The sequence below is a fragment of the Acinetobacter sp. 24-47-66 genome (genome assembly GCF_056779755.1).
Map to the genome: position 1 here is coordinate 14658 of NZ_JBWYIL010000007.1, position 23210 is coordinate 37867.

Annotated in this window: 21 protein-coding genes and 1 pseudogene; 15 read left to right on the plus strand and 7 right to left on the minus strand. The window is 38.1% G+C overall.

Going from position 1 to position 23210, the window contains the following annotated elements:
• Positions 1–22 precede the first annotated feature (22 nt).
• From AC1M84_RS08040 to AC1M84_RS08060, 5 genes are all read left to right on the plus strand, one after another.
• On the plus strand, positions 23–1393 hold the full coding sequence (locus AC1M84_RS08040; protein WP_092766629.1) for a Na+/H+ antiporter family protein: 1371 nt from the start codon (positions 23–25) through the stop codon (positions 1391–1393).
• Between the two features lie 308 nt (positions 1394–1701).
• Positions 1702–2286 carry an OmpW/AlkL family protein gene (locus AC1M84_RS08045; protein WP_481594793.1) on the plus strand — a complete coding sequence of 195 codons (585 nt, stop codon included), beginning with the start codon at positions 1702–1704 and terminating at the stop codon, positions 2284–2286.
• Between the two features lie 131 nt (positions 2287–2417).
• Positions 2418–2765, plus strand: a complete 348-nt coding sequence (locus AC1M84_RS08050) for a lysozyme inhibitor LprI family protein (protein WP_035265964.1) — start codon at positions 2418–2420, stop codon at positions 2763–2765.
• 92 nt (positions 2766–2857) lie between these two features.
• The gene (htpG, locus tag AC1M84_RS08055; protein WP_180028982.1) at positions 2858–4777 is read left to right on the plus strand and encodes a molecular chaperone HtpG; all 1920 of its coding nucleotides are present in this window, start codon (positions 2858–2860) and stop codon (positions 4775–4777) included.
• A 221-nt stretch (positions 4778–4998) separates the two neighbouring features.
• Positions 4999–5280, plus strand: coding sequence for a hypothetical protein (locus AC1M84_RS08060; protein WP_481594794.1), 282 nt, complete (start codon positions 4999–5001; stop codon positions 5278–5280).
• A 60-nt stretch (positions 5281–5340) separates the two neighbouring features.
• On the opposite strand, the gene AC1M84_RS08065 is transcribed toward AC1M84_RS08060, so the two are convergent.
• A complete protein-coding gene (locus tag AC1M84_RS08065) occupies positions 5341–6537 on the minus strand; it encodes a hypothetical protein (protein ID WP_481594795.1) in 1197 nt (398 codons plus the stop codon).
• Positions 6538–6965: 428 nt separating this feature from the next.
• The gene (locus AC1M84_RS08070; RefSeq protein WP_481587402.1) at positions 6966–7679 is read right to left on the minus strand and encodes a DsbA family oxidoreductase; all 714 of its coding nucleotides are present in this window, start codon (positions 7677–7679) and stop codon (positions 6966–6968) included.
• 298 nt (positions 7680–7977) lie between these two features.
• Between AC1M84_RS08070 and AC1M84_RS08075 the strand changes: the two genes are divergently transcribed.
• Positions 7978–8772, plus strand: coding sequence for a hypothetical protein (locus tag AC1M84_RS08075; RefSeq protein ID WP_180028985.1), 795 nt, complete (start codon positions 7978–7980; stop codon positions 8770–8772).
• Positions 8773–8826: 54 nt separating this feature from the next.
• Here AC1M84_RS08075 and AC1M84_RS08080 read toward each other — a convergent pair whose 3' ends face one another.
• Positions 8827–9822 (minus strand): Lnb N-terminal periplasmic domain-containing protein, encoded by a 996-nt coding sequence (locus AC1M84_RS08080; RefSeq protein WP_481594796.1) that lies wholly within the window; start codon positions 9820–9822, stop codon positions 8827–8829.
• 154 nt (positions 9823–9976) lie between these two features.
• Positions 9977–10225, minus strand: a complete 249-nt coding sequence (locus AC1M84_RS08085; RefSeq protein WP_481594797.1) for a hypothetical protein — start codon at positions 10223–10225, stop codon at positions 9977–9979.
• Between the two features lie 276 nt (positions 10226–10501).
• Between AC1M84_RS08085 and AC1M84_RS08090 the strand changes: the two genes are divergently transcribed.
• Positions 10502–10708, plus strand: coding sequence for a hypothetical protein (locus AC1M84_RS08090; RefSeq protein WP_481594798.1), 207 nt, complete (start codon positions 10502–10504; stop codon positions 10706–10708).
• A gap of 16 nt (positions 10709–10724) precedes the next feature.
• On the plus strand, positions 10725–11567 hold the full coding sequence (locus AC1M84_RS08095) for a hypothetical protein (RefSeq protein WP_481594799.1): 843 nt from the start codon (positions 10725–10727) through the stop codon (positions 11565–11567).
• A 31-nt stretch (positions 11568–11598) separates the two neighbouring features.
• On the opposite strand, the gene fadA is transcribed toward AC1M84_RS08095, so the two are convergent.
• Both fadA and fadB read right to left on the minus strand, forming a co-directional pair.
• Positions 11599–12771: an acetyl-CoA C-acyltransferase FadA gene (gene fadA / locus AC1M84_RS08100; protein ID WP_481592352.1), complete on the minus strand. Its 1173-nt coding sequence runs from the start codon at positions 12769–12771 to the stop codon at positions 11599–11601.
• Positions 12772–12783: 12 nt separating this feature from the next.
• Complete coding sequence (gene fadB, locus AC1M84_RS08105; RefSeq protein WP_481588585.1) at positions 12784–14937, minus strand: fatty acid oxidation complex subunit alpha FadB; 2154 nt, start codon at positions 14935–14937, stop codon at positions 12784–12786.
• 505 nt (positions 14938–15442) lie between these two features.
• Here fadB and lpxO point away from each other — a divergent pair.
• Positions 15443–16357: a lipid A hydroxylase LpxO gene (lpxO, locus tag AC1M84_RS08110; RefSeq protein ID WP_481594800.1), complete on the plus strand. Its 915-nt coding sequence runs from the start codon at positions 15443–15445 to the stop codon at positions 16355–16357.
• Positions 16358–16486: 129 nt separating this feature from the next.
• A complete protein-coding gene (locus tag AC1M84_RS08115) occupies positions 16487–17440 on the plus strand; it encodes a hypothetical protein (RefSeq protein WP_481594801.1) in 954 nt (317 codons plus the stop codon).
• A 31-nt stretch (positions 17441–17471) separates the two neighbouring features.
• Here the strand turns inward: AC1M84_RS08115 and AC1M84_RS08120 are convergent, their stop codons facing one another.
• Complete coding sequence (locus tag AC1M84_RS08120) at positions 17472–18521, minus strand: AAA family ATPase (RefSeq protein ID WP_481594802.1); 1050 nt, start codon at positions 18519–18521, stop codon at positions 17472–17474.
• 228 nt (positions 18522–18749) lie between these two features.
• On the opposite strand from AC1M84_RS08120, the gene uvrC reads away from it, so the two are divergent.
• From uvrC to AC1M84_RS08145, 5 genes and pseudogenes are all read left to right on the plus strand, one after another.
• Complete coding sequence (uvrC, locus tag AC1M84_RS08125; protein WP_481594803.1) at positions 18750–20549, plus strand: excinuclease ABC subunit UvrC; 1800 nt, start codon at positions 18750–18752, stop codon at positions 20547–20549.
• Between the two features lie 115 nt (positions 20550–20664).
• Positions 20665–21459, plus strand: a complete 795-nt coding sequence (locus AC1M84_RS08130) for a thioesterase family protein (protein ID WP_481593357.1) — start codon at positions 20665–20667, stop codon at positions 21457–21459.
• A gap of 103 nt (positions 21460–21562) precedes the next feature.
• On the plus strand, positions 21563–22150 hold the full coding sequence (pgsA, locus tag AC1M84_RS08135) for a CDP-diacylglycerol--glycerol-3-phosphate 3-phosphatidyltransferase (RefSeq protein ID WP_035265993.1): 588 nt from the start codon (positions 21563–21565) through the stop codon (positions 22148–22150).
• Positions 22151–22207: 57 nt separating this feature from the next.
• Positions 22208–22576, plus strand: a complete 369-nt coding sequence (locus AC1M84_RS08140) for a hypothetical protein (RefSeq protein ID WP_481594804.1) — start codon at positions 22208–22210, stop codon at positions 22574–22576.
• A gap of 98 nt (positions 22577–22674) precedes the next feature.
• Positions 22675–23208, plus strand: a pseudogene (locus tag AC1M84_RS08145) (DUF4269 domain-containing protein).
• The last annotated feature ends 2 nt before the right edge of the window (positions 23209–23210 follow it).

Consider the following 23210-nt stretch of genomic DNA (forward strand, 5'->3'; position numbering starts at 1 on the left):
TTTTGTCTGATTCCTATTTCTTATGTTTGCAATTCTTGCTGCCATTGGGGTCATGTTTGGCCTCTCTTTGGCTCGTGTGCCTGTGGTATTTGCACTGATCATTGGTGCTGTAACAGGAGGCCTATTGGCTGGTCTTGGTTTACAAGGCACTATGGAAGCGTTTAATGGTGGTTTGGGCAAGGGTGCCCAGATTGCTTTAGCTTATGGTGTACTTGGTGCATTTGCCTTAACTTTGGCTCGTTCAGGTTTGCCAGATCTTCTAGCATATAAAATGATTAATTCACTTAAAGGTGAGGCTAATCTTAAAATACAAAATCGTGTCAAATATGCCATCTTTGCAACGGTTGCAATAGCGGCTGTTTGTTCTCAAAACGTAATTCCCGTGCATATTGCTTTTATTCCTGTATTGATTCCACCATTATTGATGGTATTCAACCATTTAAAGCTTGATCGACGATTGGTTGCATGTCTACTCACATTTGGTTTATGTGCAACTTATATGTTGATCCCAGTCGGCTTTGGTGCAATTTTCCTAAATGATATTTTAGGTCAAAACATCAATACTTTTGGTGAACCACTTGGCTTCCAAATTGATTATGATCAAATCCCTTCTGCGATGGCGATTCCTGTGTTTGGGATGTTCGTAGGTTTATTAATCGCAGTGTTTTATAGCTATCGTAAACCACGAGAATATCGTGACATTCATGTCGAAGAACAACCACAAAGCATTTCGGGTGAAATGGGTGTTCAAGAAGGTTCTGCGAGACCGGAGGTTTCTAAATTTACGATTTATATGGCGGGGGGGGCTGTTTTAGCAACGCTTGCAGTGCAATTGTATTCTGATTCGATGATTTTAGCTGGTTTAGTCGGTGTGGCGATCCTAAGCTGTGCAGGTATTTTCAAGTGGAAAGAAGCTGACGATGTCATCATTACTGGTATGCGTATGATGGCACTCGTGGGTTTTATTATGATCGCAGCACAAGGTTTTGCAGCAGTGATCGGCGCTACTGGTCAGGTTCCAACGCTAGTTGAGGCTTCAGTCGCATGGATTGGTGATAGTCAAGGTTGGGCAGCATTCTGGATGTTACTCATCGGATTGTTAATTACACTAGGTATAGGATCATCATTCTCCACAGTGCCAATTCTTGCAATCATTTATGTCCCATTATGTATTCAGTTTGGTTTTAGTCCAGCAGCAACAATTGCGCTCATAGGTACTGCTGCAGCTCTAGGTGATGCAGGCTCTCCAGCTTCAGACTCGACTTTAGGACCAACATCAGGCTTGAATATGGATGGTCAACATGATCATATGAAAGACAGTGTGATTCCGACATTTATTCATTTCAATATTCCATTGATGATTTTTGGTTGGATCGCGGCAATGGTCCTATAACTACATTTAAAAAATGATTGAATAAAAGGCGATTAATATAATCGCCTTTTTTATTTTAAATCAGATTAAAATAGTAGAATTAAATAAAAAATTCCGAGTAAAATAATATGATTAATAGGTTATTTAAAATAATTGATGGTTTTATAATTGACTAAATTGGTATTATTTAAAATAAATTATTATTATAATCAGTTATTTATAAATAAAATGTATTTTATTTAATTTTTGAGAGTTGCATATTAATTTTTGGCATGTTTATTATATTTAAATAGTGGTTTATTTAGATATTTCTTTCAGAGGTTATAATAATGTTAAATAAAATTGCACTGATTGTTTTAGTTGGGATGTCAGCAAATGCACTGGCAGGAGAATGGCAACTTAAGGTAGGTGCATCTGCAATTTCTCCAACGCAAGATACCACTGTGGCCGCTCTAGGAGGAGCTAAAGTGGAAGCCGATGATGAATTTGCTTTTACCCCTTCGGTGGAATATTTCTTTAATGATCAAATTTCTGCTGAATTATTATTAGCCACACCAGTTCGCCATAATGTTTTGATTAATGGCGCTGATGCAGTGACGATTAAACATTTACCACCAACACTGACTGCGAAATATCATTTTAAAAATACCTCGGGATTTACACCTTATGTTGGTCTTGGTGCAACAGCATTTATTGCTTGGGATGAGCAAGGCGTTCAAAGTGTAAAAGAAGATTTTGGTTATGCAGCGCAGTTAGGTTTCAATTTCCAACCAGCTGATGCAAAAAACTGGGGTGTATTTGCTGACGTACGTTATGCAGATTTGAACCCTGAAGTGAATGTAGATGGAACAACAAAGTTCAAGCTAGATATAGATCCAGTCATCTATAGCATTGGTTACAGCTACAAATTCTAAAAATAAAGTTGCTCCTAGCCCTATTATTCAATAGGGCTTTTTTTATGTGTTGTACTATAACAGGTAGAAAATACCATATAAAAAAACAATTTTTTTCAATAATCTAGAAAGCTCATAACCGAGTAGTATGCATGAAGAACCAATTCATAAAACTCATCATTGTACTGGCTGCATGTGGAAGTGTTCCAGTATTTGCAGCGAGTTTTGATTGCAAAAAGGCGCAGTCCGAAACTGAGAAAGCTGTTTGTGAACATCGTATCCTGAATGATGCAGATGTTAAAATGGCTGCCACTTATCAAATTCTACGTCGTTTAGTACCGATGGGAATGCGATCAATCATTCAGAATGAACAAGTCAAATGGCTGGAATTACGTGATCAATGCCAAGCAAATTTGCAATGCTTAAATCATGTCTATCAAATGCGTCAGCAAAAACTAGAAATACATCTTGATCGAATTTACAAACAAGGTCCTTTTTAAAAAAATTTAATTTTGACCATTGAAAAAATTAGAAGCTACACCATTCATTAAGCATTCAAAAAAATTGTTTTGATGTGTTTAAGGAGTAGTTTATGAGCGAGCAGAATACACAAAAACATAGTTTCCAAGCGGAAGTTGCTCAGCTTTTACATTTAGTGACGCATTCACTTTATTCAAATCCAGAAATTTTCCTTCGTGAGCTAATTTCAAACGCTTCAGACGCATGTGATAAATTACGTTTTGAAGGGATTAATCATCCTGAATACTATGAAAATGATCCAGATTTACGTGTACGCGTACAATTGGATAAAGATAATAAAACCATCACCATTTCAGACAACGGTATTGGTTTAAGCCAACAAGAAGCTATTGATAATTTGGGTACGATTGCTAAATCTGGTACTAAAGACTTTATGTCTAAATTAACCGGTGATCAAAAGTCAGATGCACAGTTAATTGGTCAGTTTGGTGTCGGTTTTTATTCTGGCTTTATTGTCGCTGATAAAATCACAGTTGAATCACGTCGTGCAGGGGCTGAAGCTTCAGAAGGTGTACGTTGGATCAGTGGTGGTACAGGCGAATTTGAAGTTGAGCAAATTACAAAAGAAGGTCGCGGTACAGATATTATTCTACACTTGCGTGAAGACGCATTAGATTATTTGCAAAGTTATAAAGTAAAGCAAATTATCAATAAATATTCAGACCATATCAGTTTACCAATTCAAATGGAAAAAGAGGTATGGCAACAAGAAGAAGCGGCTGAGGGAGAAGAAGCCAAACCAGGCCAGTATGTCAAAACGGGTGAATGGGAGGCGATCAATTCTGCCAGCGCATTGTGGACACGTAGTAAGAATGACATTACTGAAGAACAGTATATTGAGTTTTATAAAAACTTAAGTCACGACTTTGAAGCACCGATTACTTGGGCGCATAACCGTGTAGAAGGGAGCACTGAATATACGCAATTACTGTATATCCCAAGTAAAGCACCGCACAACATTTTCTCACGGGAAGCGAAAGCAGGTATCAAGCTCTATGTGAAACGTGTCTTCATCATGGATGATGCAGATAATCTCATCCCGAACTATTTACGTTTCGTACAAGGTGTTGTGGATAGCGCAGACTTACCGTTAAATGTGAGTCGTGAATTACTTCAAGAAAGTCGAGATGTTAAAACCATCCGTGAAGGCAACACACGTCGAATCTTAACAACTTTAGATACTTTAGCTAAATCTGAAGATGAAGCAGATCAAGAGAAATTTAAGAAGTTTTATGCTGAGTTTGGGTCTGTCTTAAAAGAAGGTTTGGGTGAAGATTTCACCAATCGTGACCGAATTTTGAAGCTTCTACGCTTTGCAACTTCAAACAATGATGAGGTCACTACTTCATTGGCTGACTACAAAGCAGCAATGAAAGAAGGTCAAAAGGCGATTTATTATGTAACGGCGGAAAGCTTAGCCGCTGCTAAAAACTCGCCACAACTTGAGTTATTCAAGAAAAAAGGCATCGATGTTCTGCTAATGACTGAACGTGTAGATGAATGGGCAATGGAATTTGTTCATGAGTTTGACGGGACACCAATGCAGAATGTCGCAAAAGGTGCTGTAGACTTAGGTGATTTACAGGATGCTGAAGAGAAAAAAGCATTAGAAGCGGCGGCTGAGCAGTTTAAACCTGTGGTTGAAAAGCTGTCTGAGTCATTAAAAGACAAAACCAAAGAAGTGCGTGTAACCACTCGTTTGGTTGATTCTCCAGCGTGTCTGGTAACTGGTGAAGGCGAATTGTCTCCACAGTTGATTCGCATGTTAAAACAAGCAGGTCAAGCAGTCCCAGAAAGCAAGCCAATTTTAGAGATTAACCCTGAGCATCCATTAGTGAAAAAATTGGATGGTTCAGCACAATTTGACGATCTTGCAAATGTGATTTTTGATCAAGCGATGATTGCGGAAGGTGGTTTACCAGAAGATCCAGCTGCATATCTAAAACGCATTAACAGCTTATTATTGAAATAAGCGCATATTTTAAATTGTGATCGAAAGCCTATCTTCGGATAGGCTTTTTTTATGCAGCGCCGTCGTAGGATGTAAAAAGGAACTATTTAAGCTTTGGGTTAAACTAGATAAATTTTTTCGATGTTAATGATAAAAAAATACGTCCAAGTTTTGATTTGTAGAACATATTAAAAAATAATAATTAATCTATAATAGCGATCATTAAATATTGGGAATATTCTATGAAAACTTCAATGATGCTCGCATTTAGCATGTTTTGTCTGAGCTTAACTAATGTCACTTATGCAGAACATGATGTGAAAAAAATTGTTCGAAATGATCGTGTAACCGTGGTGAAGCATCAAATTCCACAGTTTGATATTAATTCTTTTGTGGATAGTAAACGTATCGCACGCACAGATCGTGTCGATTATGTTTTACCTAAAACTGAAGCTGAAGTGGCGCCTAAAAAAACACGTATTACACGTAATGATCGTATCGTGATTCAAAAGCCTGTCATTTGAGAATCTAAGATCCAAAAAAAGCCCATCAATGATGGGCTTTTTTATGACTATTATCGAGCGCTAAAATCTAGCTTCAAGACGAACTAAAGCACGAGGATAGTGTGATCGATCTTCACGCTTGTCATTAAAATAGTTAAGATCACTTTGAACAAAGAACCATTCGCGGAATAAGGGTTGGCGCCACGAAACAAAAGGTCCCCAACTGTTCATACGTAAATCATCTTCGTTGTAATAACCACCCACATACATACCGTAGTTAAAGCGGTTATCATGGAAAAACTGATGTTGGCGATAGGTACGATTATCCCAAGTCCAATCATCATCTTGCTCATCCGCATAAGTTAGATAAAGCTGATTTGAAATAAATGCTTCATTTGGACGTGCGTGGGTGAGTTCCAAATTGGTTCTTAGATAATTTTCACTATCTATACCATAACGATAGATTTGTTCAGCATGAAAGGAAAAATCATTCCCGAGAGTCCAATCTTTTTTTGCCTTTAAGCGGGCATAAATGTCATCTCCAGATCGAATACCTAAGTCAGCATCTAAATCGAAAGGTAACTTATCAGACAGTTGTGACCAACGTAATGCGATCGAACTGTTATCTTCACGGATTCGCTTAGTGTCGACATTTTTGTCGGGATCTGCAGCGGGATTTTCATTGGTAATGGCAATATTGTTGTCAATTTCATTATCCAGTGAATCATCACCAAAGACTAAACTTAATTTACGCTCTAAGGTTGGTAAGTCGATTTTACCGCGTATACGTGGCTTGAATTCGTAACCATCATACTTATTCCATTTATTATCAAAGATTACACGTAGCGTTGCTTTGGCGGTTTCATCTTCATAACCTTCACCAAACCAACCATCGATTCGCTGAGCGGTTCGGTCTGCCCAGTGGCGAATCGATTTTTGACGTCGGTCAATCCATGATAAATCTTCAGTCGCTTGGGTCGGGGCGTATATTATTTTATTGGATTGTTCAGGGAATAGTGTGGGGGTTGAATCTACCATGCGAGGAACGTAGTTAATCCAACCTAAGCTATTTTCATCCGATGTTGGCCAATCTTTTTGTTGAAATTCTAAAGGATAGTCTAAAGTAGGGAATTCGCTACTGACACTGATTTCATCTGTTTGATAAGGATCAGTCAAGTGATCTATCTGATCTTGGCTATACACGAAAGTACTTAAAAAGCTACAACTTAAGACAAGACTTAAGGTTGACGGTTTGAATTGCTGCATGATTCTTTTCATATTCGCTCTAAGTCATTTTCATTGTTAAGCCACTGAATTTATTTATAAAATTAAAAATGGGCTTAAGCATCGTGATATTATTAAAAATCAATGTTTGATCTATTCTAATGAATTGTTCAACAAAATTCACAATAAACAACAATGAATTTGAAGTGATTTAAAATTGGAACAGATAATGAGAAGACTTGAAACTGAAATAATTTTATTAAATGATTGTTTTATAGATAAAAAAAGACCTCCTTGGGGAAAGAGGTCTATAAAAATTTACCATGTATAGAGTCATGCAGTGAATCTATACATGAAGTATATTCAGTTTCGATTCACTTGAATAGGCTTGTTTATGCAACGCTGAATTCTATTTTTATAACAGTCTAAATATGGCTTAAGTCATGCAACCTTAAACCAGTATTTAGGTTGTCGAAGGTGTTTTATGATTTGCTTGGTGGTACTTCACAATGCTCATCAGTACAAGTTTCTGCATCTTCAACAGTGGGTTGATCTGTTTGTTCATTGGCAGTTGTTAATACTTTGTTAATCACATCTTGGAAGACTTCAGTCGGTTGAGCACCAGCTAAAGCTACACGCTGATCGAATACAAAGAATGGTACGCCAGTCACTTTCAATTGATCACGTGCAAGTTCTTCATCAAATTGGACAAAATCGGCATATTGATCAGAATCCAAAATATCATCCACTTCAACTGGATTCAAACCAATGCGCGAAGCAACATCTTCGAGGGTTTCACGCTCGCCAATGGCTAAACCTTGGGTCATATAGCTATAGAAAAAGGCTTCTTTTGCTTCCGAACCCAATCCTAAGCTTTGTGCATGATGAATAATTCGATGGGCGTTGAATGTATTTCCTGAGTTGGCATTTTCCCAATTGAACTCGATGCCTTCTGCTTTTGCCATTTCCGCAATATTGCGTTGCATTTCTTCAACTTCAGCGACAGTACGCCCATATTTTAATGCTAAACGTTCGCTATTTGAGACTTCTTGACGTGGCGGTGCATCAGGATCTAGCTGAAAACTGTGCCAATGGACTTCAAGTTCTACACCAGTTGCAGCTGCTGCTGCTTCTAAACGTTTTTTTCCGATATAGCAAAAAGGGCATACTACATCTGACCACACATCTACACGCATAAAAAATCTCTAATCATCATTTATGAATCTATAGTGTGGGCAATGACAACAAAATTAAAGGTCTAAATCTGAAACGCAGAGTTTCAATCCGATATATTTCTGTCGAAAATATGAATTTTGCGTAATAAATTATTGAAACTTGATCACAGAATCACGAATAAATCGACAAAATCACAGCAATATCCACTAAATTCATTCCTAATTCTGCTTAAAAAATATGCTATACAATACACATCATGTGCTTGTCATTGTTCGCAAGTGATTCATTACTCAAACAAAAAAAGGATAGGAGTTTGAGATGCGCGGAATTTTAGCGGTGGTTATCGTCATGGTGACCTTATTATTTGGTTATTGTGCCTACGCGCAAAATGAAAAAAATGATGAAGTGCAACGTCAACAATTTGATTTGGTGATGACAGAAAAAATTGAGCAGCTTTATGTTCAAGCGAAGGATTGGAAGACCCCTCTGAATTTTAAAGTTGAAGATGAGCGTTTGAATGGTGACTATAAAGTACTTTCTGAATTTATTTTGAAGTATTGGGTAGACAATATTGAATCACGAAATATGTATTTACGTGAGTTAGATCAAGCCAAGTGGGATGAGTTTCTGAACGTTCGTCGCCTAGAATTAGATAAAAAGAATAAATATCAAGACACCGAAAAGATGTTTGTCCTAGTGAAGAAAATTCAATCTGAATATCAAACGCGTGACCAACAAATTTATGCGACAGCTTTACAAGCGCTTGATGCTTTGGAGATGAAAGCAGACTTGCGTGAGCCAATGAAAGAAAAGTTAAAATTCAGCCGACAGCATAATAATGATCAAGCTTTGTTTGCTTTAGAACTTAAGATCACAAAAAAAGCTGAAGAAATGTTTGAGTTTTTGAAGAATCATGACTGGCAACGCCGTAATGAAATGATTCTATTTAAAAGTGATCTCAGTGTGAATCGCTTTAACGAGTTATATCGTGAATTAAATCAATTACAACGCGAAATTGATCAGTTAAAAAATCAAAATGCCGAGGTGATTGAAGCACAAACAGTGAATCAAAGTCCAAGTTCAGAGCCTGCTGTTCAGCAAGAAACGAAATAAACACTCTTTCTTAGCTGTTTCTTTCAGCGTGGTTATAAAAAAAGGACGCCTGCTTTACTCACGGAGTAAGGCAGAAAAGGCTTTACTTGAAAGTAAATGTACATCATGAACATGCTCAATTTTGGGATTAATGTGTGCTTTTTCTTTCCATTGATCTAAGGTGATACCATTATCGAGTACTTTTTTGTCATATAAATAGTTTGGAATTAAGCCTGGTAAGGTAACTCGATAATCTCGTGGAATTTGTCCTACTGCATGTTCTAATAAATCAAACAAGATGGTCGTACAATTACTGATATAGGTGTTATACCAAACTGGGGTATGATTTAGCCGATTGGCTTTGTTCAGGAATTCTAAAAACAACATCTGAATTTCGGTTTGATTCATTTGAATTGGATAAATATAGACATCTTCTTCGCGAATATTTGAGCGGGTATAAATCAAATCATTTTCATCACCTACGACCAGTGCCAATTCATACTGCCGAAAAAAACCGCCAATGGTGGAGAAACCTTCATCCTTTTCCTGACGAACCTCTAAAGAAAATGCGAGATGTTCGCCACCATCAAAACCAAATGTAATAAAAACATGCGCAATAGGACCTTGCATAAAATGAGATACCACTAAATCTATACGATCTAACTTTTCTAAATCGTATTGTCGTGTTTCCCATCGCGTCACGTAGTCTTTATCACTGTGCCAAATAAAATTTCTGACATTCTGTAATTCCACTTTGCCATCTTTGAATTGGAATTGAATAATTTTGTCGGTTTCATCCTGCCAAACGAGATCATTGCGCGGCTCTAAGGAAAAAAAGCTAATCATGGCAATCAAAAAAATAATCAAATACGCCCATGTGAAATAGGGCTTATAGCTGTGTTGCTTGAAATGGAATATCCCTGTAATGATGGCAAGTCCAACCCAAAACAAGATCAGTACATAAGTAGAAATGGCATTAACAGGCTGATGTGTCCAAATGAATAAAATTGTCCAAATAGCACTGAGAGAGATAAACAAGATGAAAAGGGCATTTCTAATATTTGTAATCATACGCCGTACTTTTCGATGTTTTTCTTTTATAAACAATATTGACCTTTGCCTGAAGCGCAAATTTGTAAAAGAGGATAAAGTATCTAATTCGCTTGTTGAAGTGTGAATATCTTCAGAGGAATGTGCGAACACATTCCTGCTGAATTTTGGAAAATTAAGCTGCTTTTTTAAACCAAGAGAAAAAGCCTTTTTTCTCAGCTTTTTCTGTCGCTTTTACATTAGCTTCAGCTTTTACAGCTTCAACTTTTGCTTGAGCAGGTTCAGCTGTTTGTTGAGCTGTTTGAGCAGCAATAGTTTTTACTTGAGCTTTAAGGGCAGCAGCAGGAGATACGATTTTAGCAGCCATAGCAGATGCAGAAGTAGCAACGATTGCAGTTGCAAGGATAGTTTTAAGCATGTTCATTGTACGCCCTGTTGGAGAAAGGAGAATGTATCAGGCGATATGACACGCTTATGAGTTTTAAGTTGGTGATGAATAAGGTTTTAATGGTTGAATATTCAAATAATTTTACAAAGGGATAACATTTAATAGATTATCGCTAAACTAAGCTCAATTTTTACTGAATAGATATTGTTTTTAGAAGCTAATGTTGGTATATCCTATTTATAAATAAAACGTACTTTGATACGTTGTAATTTTTTAGTACAATTTGGCATCTTGAATTTGGAGGGTAGTGCAATGAATGTTCTATTTCCAATGATTTTTATATTCTTTTTGACTGTTCTATTAGGTGTGTTTTATTTTTATAGAAAGTACAATAAATTCACACGCTTAGATAAAAATATTAAATTAGTAGCTAATATCTCAGTTAACGGAGCTAAACGTGATTTGCAAGATGTTCGTAGTTCTTTGAAAAATTTAAGAGAACAGACAAATAATATTTAATTTTTAGGATTTAGCTTTGGCTTTATTATATTTATTACCCATCATTTTGATGGGTTTTATTTATCTTTATTACTGTCCAGTTCATCTTCATAAATTTAGGCAGTCAGAAGGTCAATTATTATATTTCAGAAGTTTTTTTTATGGGATTATTTTTTTCTTAATATCAGTATTTATTCAAAAGATTTTAATTTTTTTTGGTTACTATATTATTTTTTCAAAAGTATTAAATGGATTGTTAGTTATTCAATCGCAAGAATATTTTTTATTTTACCTTAACACTCTGTTTGTATCGATTATATTAGAATTTGTTATAATAATTTGGTTTTATCTTGTTGTTTTTGGAGGTATTTTTGTTTCCCTGTTGTCTAAAACCATAAAACAGCGAAAAATAGACGTAGAAAATGCAACCGATGAAAAACTTTATGATTTAGCTAAGGAGCTATGGGGGAAAACAAAAGCGAATTTCAAAACCTTATTATTGTTTGAATCTTTGGATGATGAGCTAGATCGAATTTTATTAGAGAGTGTAATTGATGAAAAATCTTTAATCTTGCATATGAAAGATCGTAAGTTTTATATCGGTTTTGTTCAGTTTTATAAAACTGAAATTAAGAGTAGGGAAGAGTTAGAAGCTATTAAATTTGTGCCATTGAGAAGTGGTTATAGAGATAAAGATGATTTAACTGTAAAAATAACTACAGAATATGATGAAAATAGTGTTTATCAAATTGTTTTATTGAAAGAAAATATTATCTCAGCTACTTATTATAATAAGCAAATATTTGATGATTTTATGAAGAAAAAGACCGAAAAGAATCCTAATATTTTTAAGAAAATATTAAAAAAAACCCCGCAATAAGCGGGGTTTTCTTCTCTCACGTATTTAAGAATTAAACACGTTCAATAATCGTTGCAATACCTTGACCTAAACCAATACACATCGTCGCAAGACCGATTTGTGTATCTTGTTGTTCCATCACGTTCAACAACGTCGTTGTGATACGTGCACCAGAACAGCCCAATGGGTGACCAAGCGCAATCGCACCACCGTTTAAGTTCACGATGTCTTGTTTGTCATGTAAACCTAGACCTTTCAATACTGAAAGACCTTGAGCAGCAAATGCTTCGTTTAACTCAACAGTTTGAATGTCGCCAATGCTCAGGCCAGCACGTTTAAGCGCTTTTTGAGTTGCTGGAACTGGACCATAACCCATGATCGCAGCATCACAACCTGCAACCGCCATAGAACGGATAACAGCACGTGGCTTGAGACCTAATGCTTGTGCACGCTCAGCAGACATCAATAACATTGCAGATGCACCATCAGACAACGCTGATGATGTAGCAGCAGTCACTGTACCGCCTTTAGGGTCAAACACAGGACGTAACGCTTTAAATGCTTCAAGGTTCGCATCTGGACGAATCACTTCATCTACATCGCATAGGATTTTGAAGCCATTTGCATCATGACCTTCAACACCAATGATTTCGTTTTTGAAACGACCTTCTTGAGTAGCAGCCCAAGCACGACGGTGAGATTCAACACCAAAAGCGTCTTGCTCTTCACGGCTAATGCCATTCATACGGCCTAACATTTCAGCCGTTAAGCCCATCATGTTAGATGCTTTCGCATAATGTTTAGATGCTTGTGGGTTCAAGTCGATGCCGTGCATCATGCCAACGTGACCCATGTGCTCTACACCACCAATGATGAAGATATCACCTTGGTTAGTCGCAATTTGAGCAGCTGCGGTATGAATTGCTTGCATTGAAGAACCACAAAGACGGTTAACAGTTTGACCTGCAACAGTTTTTGGTAAGTCTGCCAATAACACGATGTTACGACCGATGTTCATGCCTTGCTCTAGAGTCTGGTTCACACAACCCCAGATCACATCTTCAACTTCGTTCACATCAAACTGGTTACGAGCAACCAATGCACGAACTAATTCAGCAGATAAGTTATCGGCACGTACATTGCGGAACATACCATTTTTGGTTTTACCCATTGCTGAACGTACGCCATCAACGATGACAACGTCACGTGGATTTAAAGTAGCCATTCACGTTGCTCCTTAACCGTAGAATTTTTTATTGTTAGCAGCCATGTCACGCAACATTTGTGGCGCTTCATAAGCCTTACCTAAATGCGCATACTTGTCGCAAAGCGCAACATACTCAGCTACACCAGTTTGATCGATGTAACGGCATGGACCACCACGGAATGGAGGGAAGCCTACACCCATGATCATTGCCATATCTGCTTCGTTTGGTGTTGCAACGATGTTGTCTTCTAAGCAACGAACAGTTTCGTTACAGAAAGCAATCATCATACGGTCAATGATCTCTTGAGGATCAAATTCACGTTTTTCACCAGTCACGACAGAAGCAATTACGTCATACGCTGTTGGATCAACAGTTTTTGCTTTCTTGCCTTTCTTGTCCAATTCATATTTGTAGAAACCAACATCGTTCTTTTGACCAAGACGTTGTGCTTCATACATTGTTTGGATTGAACCTTTGAAATCAGGCTTCATACGGTCAGGGAAACCTTCAGCCATCACTTCTGCACCGTGAACGCCAGTATCAATACCGACAACGTCCATTAAGTATGCAGGACCCATTGGCCAGCCAAATTTTTCCATTACTTTGTCGACTTGTTGGAAGTCGGCGCCGTCTTTAAGAAGAAGGTCAAACGCACCAAAGTAAGGGAACAATACGCGGTTTACAAGGAAGCCCGGGCAGTCGTTTACAACGATAGGAGTTTTACCCATTTTTTGAGCGAGTACGACAGTCGTTGCAATCGCTTCAGGTGAAGTTTTTTCACCACGAATGACTTCAACCAAAGGCATCATATGCACTGGGTTAAAGAAGTGCATCCCTACAAAGTTCTCAGGACGTTCTAGGTTTTCAGCCAAACGCGTGATTGAGATCGTAGAAGTGTTTGATGCAATGATCGTGTTTTCACGTACTTTAGATTCAGTTTCTTTGAGTACGATGCCTTTCACTTTCGGGTTTTCAGTTACCGCTTCGATTACGATATCGACTTCTTTAAACTCATCATAGCTTAATGTCGGACGGATACGTGCAAGCGTTTCACCCATTTGAGCAGGCTTGATTTTCTTACGTTCAACTTGTTTAGTTAGGAGACCGTTTGCTTCTTTCATTCCTAAAGCAAGTTGTGGGTTACCAATATCTTTCATGATAATTGGTGTGCCTTTGCTTGCCGCTTGATAAGCAATACCACCACCCATGATACCTGCACCAAGTACTGCAGCTTGATTTACAGGGTGAGCGCCTTGTTCATATTTTTTCGAAGTTTTCTTCACAACTTGGTCGTTGATGAATAGACCAATCAACGCCCCTGCTTGTGGCGTTACCGCTGCTTTTGCAAAGTGTTCAGCTTCTTGGCGAAGTGCACCAGCACGATCTAAGCTCGAGCCTGCTTGCATAGAATCAAGCAATAATTTTGGCGCAGGGTATTGTGCAGGATTAGCTTTCGCAAGTACCACACCTTTAGATGAGTTGAAAGCCATCATTTGTTCTAATGGATTCAACTTAATTGGATCTAATTTTTCTTGACGCTTCGCTTTCCAGTCTAAACGACCTTCGATTGCTTGTTTAACGATAGAGATCGCAGCATCTTGTAATTTATCAGCAGCGACCACAGCATCGACAGCACCATCTTTAAGTGCAGCAGGCGCTTTTTTCGGGTTCGCCATTGCCATCCATTCAACAGCGTTATCGATACCGATTACACGGCTTAGACGAACAGTACCACCGAAACCAGGAATGATCCCAAGTTTAATTTCTGGAAGACCAACTTGTGCTGATTCTGACATCACGCGATAGTCACACACCAAGCACATTTCAAAACCGCCGCCCAATGCCATACCATTGATTGCAGCAACTTTAGGAATATTTAAATCTTCGAATGAGTTGAAGATTTCATGAACAGGCATCGCCCAATCTACAATGACTTGTTCGCCTTGCGCAAAGTTTTCACCAAACTCAGTGATGTCTGCACCAACGATAAAAGTAGATTTACCAGATGTAACGATAAGACCTTTAATCTCAGCGTTTGATTGAACAGCAGCAATTGCAGCTTTAAAGTCGTCAATTGTTGCGCGGTTGAATTTATTAACCGACTCACCTTGTAAGTCAAAGCGGAATTCTGCAATTCCGTCCGAAAGCATTTGGACGGTAATGGCATTGCCAGCGTGGATCATGCCCTGATCTCCTTTTTTTTGGAGGACTTCTAAGTTGATGTTGTGAAGCAAGTGCGTATTTCCTGCGCACATTAAAGCTTCGCTAATCTTACGATAACTATATCGAAAAAGAACATAACAAGTTGTATCAAGCCGTGACGCAATGGTCATCTATTTATTGCACCAGCATGCATTATAAAACAGCAGATGCGAATGTAGAGTTTGTTCTTCTTACAATAAAGCGATTGTTTCAATTGGCATTTTATTTAAAAACACTTCAACTTATATCTGGGGTAGGTAGGTAATTTCAAGTTATTTTGCACTTTAAATTTCGTCATAAAAGTCAATAAACTGAAATATAAAGCCATCAAAAGTCTATTTGTAGAACACAATGTTTCGTTGTTTGGGGTAGTCGTTATACAATTTACGTGATTATCTATACACCTAAATTGGAACAATTCACTTCCAATTTAGGTGCAGCATCTCTTCATTTAACCCGCTAACCAAAGATAAACCGAGTCAATCAATGATCAAGTGGATTATTCTCGCGATATTCATCATATCGGCACTGTATATTCAACGTCGTGGAAAAGTACGACATTCGTTCTATCGTCAATTCTTTGATCATTCGACCATTTTGGCACCTATTAATTTTTTTATGTATATGTTCTCTAAGGTACCAAACCAGCCTTATATCGACACACAGCATTTTAAAGATTTAAAAGTGTTAGATGAAAATTGGGAAATGATTCGTGATGAAGCCAAAGCTTTATATGAGCAGGGTGGGATCAAAGCCTCTGAAAAATATGATGACCTAGGCTTTAATTCATTTTTTAAAACTGGTTGGAAGCGTTTTTATTTAAAATGGTATGACTCTGCACATCCTTCAGCAGCGGAACTGTGCCCTAAAACGACAGCATTGCTTAAAACATTGCCAACCATTAAAGCGGCGATGTTTACTGAGCTTGCTCCTGATAGTCGATTGGTTCGTCATCGTGATCCTTATGCGGGATCTTTACGCTATCATTTAGGGTTGTTGACGCCAAATGATGATCGTTGCTTTATTGATGTAGATGGTCAGCGATATTCATGGAGAGATGGTGAAAGCGTTGTGTTTGATGAAACCTACATTCATTATGCAGAAAACACGACGGATCAAAATCGTATTATTTTCTTTGCTGATGTAGAGCGTCCTTTAAAGACACGTTGGATGGAACGGTTTAATCATTGGTTTGGTAAAAATGTAATGACTGCGGCAAGTTCACCGAATGAAGCAGGGGATCAAACGGGTGGTCTGAACAAAGCATTTGGTTATATTTATCGCTTGCGTGTGAAAGCAAAAGCACTGAAAGCGAAGAACCGTCAGTTATATTACTTTTTAAAATGGTTCTTGATGTTAGGGATATTCTTCCTGATTTTTATTCGACCTTATGTGTTTTAAGAGTATTCAGATCAAAATGCGCCTAAGGGCGCATTTTTTAATTTTACTTAAAATGATGTAAATTAAAATTGAGAAGTTGTTCAATAAAAGCTATGCTTTTGTGTGTAAAATATACAAAAGAAAATTCAAATGAATCTCAAAAAAACAATATTGGCTCTAAGTGTTTTACCGTTTTTTTTAAGTGCCTGTGGCGGCGGTGGGTCGGGAGATTCGTATGAATCATCACCGAGTACACAATTTCGAAACGGTGATCAACTCTATTCAATTTACTATAATTCCAATGATCGATTCGGCTTAAATTATATTGAATTTCAAAATGGACAATTTACTTATACGGATAGTTTTAAACCGTTGAATAGTGTGATTGTGACGCGAAATCGTATCTATCAAACCTATGATCAAGCCCAAAATACGCTCAGTGTGAATAGTCCTAGTCATTGGACGATGAATATCATTGGTGACATCCAAACGGATATCGAAATGGAGCGTGTAAACCTATCGGGTAAAAATGTTTTTGATACAGTTTTACCAGGTTATCGCAACATTGATCGAAATGATTTGAACCCTAATGTGAGATTGTTTATTGCCAAAGATGGTCTTAAAAATTTTTCTTCAGGTAGCTATTGTTATAGAAAGAAAGCAGAACAAAACCGAGTAGATTATTTACAACTCTATCCAAACACGAGTGAACCATTGGAAGAGAGTTTTAACCAATTTTATGAAGATAACTTGCTGTATCTTGATCTTTTAAATGACAAAAATCCAATTGTTAAATTTCAACTTGCTAAAGATCGTTGGATGGGTATGAATTTTAGCAGTATTTTTGACACGAGTATGAAGATTAGTTTAGATGATTCAACAGCCATTGAATTTGAAAGCAAACTATATCCTGCTGAATATCATCAAACTTTGAAGCGTACGACTGATGATGAATATAAGCTCTATGAAAAATTGTTAATGAACGATGATGTTGCAGAAAATAGACAGCGTTATCAGTTATTAATGGCAAATATTGAAAAAGGGTGTACGTATTATAATAAAACGGCAGCAGAATCCTTTATCACGATTCCTGGATTAAGATGATTTGTTTAAAAAAAGCCCATAATGGGCTTTTTTATTGATTGATGATCGAGAGCTGACCGTCTTTGCAATCCAGCTTGAGATGAAGTTGATCTGGATGCTTTAGAAAGTAGATTGCAATAATGGGTTCTAGGTCGGTTCTCATTTTACGTGCTAAATGACGTGCCCCAAAGCGGATATCATGACCCTGATAGAAATATGCTTTGGCAAGGTCTGATAAATGAACCTGACGTTTTTGATGTTGCAAACGAATGTTGAGTTTTTCCAGTTCAATATCAACCAATTTAGGGAGTGCATCATCTTGAACAGGTTGATAATGAAGGACACGATCAATTCGATTCAGAAATTCGGGATCAAAACTGCTATGCAGTATTTTTTCAATAATGGCTTTCGTGGGTAGGCGTTTTAAACATAGATTCTGAAGTTTTTGCGGTAAAACATTTAATTTATCTAAATATTGTTGTGCTGCGCGTGCTCCTGCATTACTGGTCATAAAAATCATACAATTACGAAAATCAATCGTTTTTGTTCCAGCAGTAAGGGTTAGGCGACCTGTATCCAACACATTCATTAAGCCACGAATCACTTCGGGAGAGGCTTTTTCAAGTTCATCAAACAGCATAATGCCAGGACGGGTATGAGAGCCATTAATCGCAGTTTCATCGAATAAACTATGACCTTCTTTTGAACCGACATATCCGGGCGGAGCGCCTGTTAAAGCGGCTGCATAATGTTCTTGAGCCAGTGTATTCATATCGATACGACAAAACGCATCAGGACGACCATAAATCGCTTCAGCAATCAAACGAACAGTCTCTGTTTTACCAACACCTGTTGGTCCAAGCATCAAGGTGACGGACAAAGGGCGTTCAGGACTTGAAAAGTCAGCTTTGACTACGTGAAGCAGTTTTTCGATTTCATCTAAGGCTGGATTTTGCCCAATGATACGATCACGCAATAACTGCATCACTTTGGCTGGTTCAAAATGAAAGCGAGACTTTCCAATGAGTCGATCTTTTTCTGAAGGACTATGGGATGAGAGTGCAGGTTGTATGGCGTGAAAAGCACGATCGGTCGCAGTCATGTTGGCGCATCCATGAATGAATCAGTTGAAAAGCATATCAAACTTGAATTTAACAACTCAGACTTTTTAACAATCAGCTGATTATAAAATCTGCGATCATTGCCCTGAACTGTTGGATCAACAAGGTTTTAAAATCGTCTACCGAAATGCACTTGAAATAGAGCGCGTTACCATCACAATAAGCTCATGCTGTTGCATGAATGACTGACTCTACATTAAAGGCTGCTTGTGAACGAAAACGCACGTGAACACATTGAAAAAATCTTAACCAATCTTACGACTTTGCCTGGTGTCTATCGCATGTTAGGTAAAGATGGAGAGTTGTTGTATGTGGGAAAAGCCAAGAATTTAAAAAATCGTGTTTCTAGCTATTTTGTTAAAACCATTGAGCATCCCAAAACACAGGCTTTAGTTGCCCGCATTCATGATATTGAAACCATGGTGGTCCGCTCAGAAACGGAAGCATTACTTCTTGAACAAAACTTAATTAAGCTTCATCGACCGCCGTATAACATCATGCTGCGAGATGATAAATCTTACGTCTATATTTTTGTGTCCAGTGATAAGCCTTATCCACGTATTGCAGCAGGTCGTGGTAAGGGGAAACATCAAGCAGGTAAATTTTTTGGACCTTATCCAAGTGCCTATAATGCACGTGATACATTGGTGGTCTTACAAAAATTATTCAATGTCCGCCAATGTGAAAATAGTTATTTTGCGCAACGTAAAAGACCGTGTTTGCAGTATCAAATTAAACGTTGCTCAGCTCCATGTGTGGGCATGATATCACCTGAAGACTATAAAGATGATGTCGATAACTCTATTCGTTTTTTACAAGGGGACACACGTGAGCTTAATCAAGAATTAATTGCCAAGATGGAAGCGGCAGCAGGAGCTCTCGAATTTGAAAAAGCCGTTTTTTATCGTGATCGGATGGCATTATTGCGTGATGTCCAAACGCAACAAGCGATTTATAAAGTCAAAGGTGAAGCAGATATATTGGCGATCGCATACCAAGCGGGGGTAACGTGCGTTCAGATTATGCATGTGCGTAATGGCAAGATGTTGGGAGGAAAAAGTTATTTCCCAGATATGTTGGGCGATGATTTGGGACAAATGCTGGCAGATTTTATCGCGAACTTTTATTTCCAAGTTGCCGATGAGATTCCAACAGAATTAATCGTCAACGTGGAGCTGCCAGACAAAAAAGACATAGAAGAGGCACTACAACAAAATTTTGGCAAAAAAATTCTGATTAAATCAAAAGTTAGAGAAACCCGTGCAGAATGGCTCGAGCTTGCGAACATGAATGTACAACATGCCATTAAAGGACAACTTGCTAACCATTATGAATTGAATGAACGTTTTCATCAGTTAGAAGAGGTGGTCGGACGTCCAATTGATCGTATCGAATGTTTTGATATATCCCATACGATGGGCGAAGCAACGATCGCTTCTTGTGTTGTCTTTGATAGTGGAGGGGCTCGCAAGCGCGATTACCGTCAGTTTGCTATCGAAGATATCACTGGCGGTGATGATTATGCTGCCATGCGTCAGGCTTTGACACGACGGTATAAGAAGGCGATGCTGCCAGATTTGCTTCTCATCGATGGTGGTAAAGGGCAATTACATATGGCAATGCAGGTCATGCAAGATCTTGGATTGGATGCATTCATGGTGGGGGTTTCAAAAGGGGAAGGGCGTAAGCCTGGTTTGGAAACCTTACATTTCACTGATGGCACAAAGATTCAACTGCCTGAAGACCATAAAGCGTTACATTTAATTCAACAGGTTCGTGATGAGGCGCATCGATTTGCCATTACTAAACATCGTGCCAAGCGCGATAAACGTCGTGGGCAGTCAGTTTTAGAAGCCATTCCAGGGCTAGGACCAAAACGCCGCCGTGATTTATTAACACATTTTGGTGGGATTCAAGGGGTATTAAAAGCCTCTGAAAAGGATCTGAATTTAGTCCCAGGTTTTGGTGCAAATCTCGCTCGGACTGTGTACAAAATCTTGCATGAGTAATCATGCATATCAATTTGCCAAAATGATCATTGACCTGCGAGTCATTGATCATTTACCTCAATCTGAAAATTCAGCATGCTAGCGCGATAAGAAATTTAAAATAAAAGGGTTGCGCATGTCATTTGGACAGGTATTTCAAGAAATTGATCAACAAGAATGGGTGGAGATCCCTGAGGGTTGGTTGCAAGGTCGTACCATTTTTGGTGGTTTAACCACGGCGATGATGCTACACAAAGCAACACAAATGATTCATGACCCTCAAAAAAGATTATTGAGCACCAGTGTGGTATTTGTGGGTCCTGTTCAGGAAAAGCCAGTCAAAGTGACAGTGGAAATTTTAAGGCAAGGTAAATCTGTGACTAATATTGAGGCTCGGATTTGGCAGGCTGATGCTGTACAGGGAATTCTGCTGGCAAGTTTTGGTTCAGACCGTGAATCAGTCGTGAATATGGATCAAACTCGCTCAGCACCACAGTATGATTTACCTGAAAGTTTAGTTAAGTTGCCTTATCATCCTCTTATGCCGCAATGCTATCAGAACTATGATCTGATTTGGGCTGAAGGGAAATACCCTTGTACGGCTGCTGAAAAGCCAGATTTTGGTGGGTGGTTTCGATATGCAGAATCTAAATTTGAAGCAGGTCCGCTGAGCATGCCTGAATTTATAGCAATGTTAGATATTTGGCCTGCAGGAATTTTTCCTATATTAAAAAAACCAGCACCAGGAAGTTCAATTTCTTGGTATGTGACGCTGTTAGAACATATTCAAGCTGACCGACGAGATTGGTTTAAATATAAAGTATTTACAGATCATTCTGCGCATGGTTATTCTACTGAATATGCCCATATTTGGGACCATAATGACCGTCTCGTTGCAATTTGTAGACAGACTGTCGCGATTTTTGCCTAGTCGACAGCGGGTAGTGAATCGTTTAAAGTAAGCGGATTAAAGAATCAAAGCTCAAGTTTTTATTGCAAATTTTAGCTGTAATTGGGGCAAACTGGCGGTGTCTATGTCTACAGGTCGCATCCTGAATATACCAAATATCTTGACGCTAGCACGTATTGCGTTAATACCTGTTTTTTTAATTATTGCCTATTGGCCTCCTGCGATTGGTGTGGGTGGGCATGAAGGGGGTATGACGCGTCATATCATTCTGACTGCAATTTTTGTGATTGCTGCTGTCACAGATTGGTTTGATGGTTACTTGGCAAGAACATTGAATCAGACTTCTGCATTCGGACGTTTTTTAGATCCTGTTGCGGATAAATTAATGGTCGCGGCAGCATTGATTGTTTTGGTGCAATGGCAACCTACAATTTCGATGGCTTTTGCTGCGATTGTGATTATTTCACGCGAGATTACGGTTTCTGCTTTACGTGAGTGGATGGCTGAGCTCGGTGCACGTACCAATGTAGCTGTATCTACGGTTGGCAAATATAAAACAGCTTTTCAGATGATTGCTATTTCCGTGTTCTTACTCAATTGGAAACCACTTGAATTAGTTGCATATGGTTTGTTATATACCGCTGTAATTTTAACACTGTGGTCCATGTTTATTTATTTAAGAGCGGCATGGCCATATCTAAAACAACCCTAATGTATTTAAAGCGCCAAAAGGCGCTTTTTTTATTTCGTTGAGAACGTGATTTAAAAAATGAGAAGTAAATTTGCTATTGCTTTGAGTATCTTGTCGAGTTCAAGCATTTATGCGGATGATTTATCACGGGCACAAGAGTATTTGCATAATGATGGAATCGCGTATTGTCTATCTCATTCTGAGATTTATGCAAATGAAGCAAATATTGCGAGAGGTGGATATTTTCAACTCGGTGAGCATAGCCATGAGGCGGCAAAACAAGTGCAAAATTATATTGATCAAGCGCTCAAAGAAGCGTTAGGCAGCTATCAATATTCAAAAGAGAAAGCATACCTTATGCGTTGTTTGGAAATCTCTTATTCAACGCAGTATCGAAATTATATTAAAACTGTTTATGCGTTAGATGTTATCGAAAATCAAAAATAACCTTAATTGCTTAAGCTTTTCTGGTGATGGTTAAAGTAATTCATATTGTGAGATTCAACCGCTTTAAATTTGAATCATCTTAGAGATTAAAAATAACAATGAAAAAAATACACTTGCAAAAAGTCATTGATGACTTAAACCTTATGGAAATACTCAAGTGGTATCAAGTTACAGTGGTCGGTACGCCACCTTTAGGAATTGCAACAGCACAAAGTGATACCGACCTCATTTGTAGTTATCCGATTGAGCAAGAGAATCATTTGATTGAAACACTAAATTTATTTCAAACATTTAAGGCATGGTGCATTGAGCGAAGTTATTTTGAACGTGATACTTAGATTTACCGACTTGAATATTGTGCTTGGTCAATTGAGATATTTTGTTCTACAACACCAATTCATCAGCAGGCGGGATTCCAGCACTTCTATGTTGAACGTAGAATATTAGATTTGGGAAATGACCAATTTAAACAGGAAATCATTCGCCTTAAGCTAAAAGGTATAAAAACTGAACCTGCATTTGCACAGATGTTAGCGCTCGATGGTGATCCTTACACGAAGTTAAGTCAGCTATATGAAGCAGATGACTGTGTGTTGATTCAACTGCTTCAATGCCAAGGTTACCTAGATTAAAC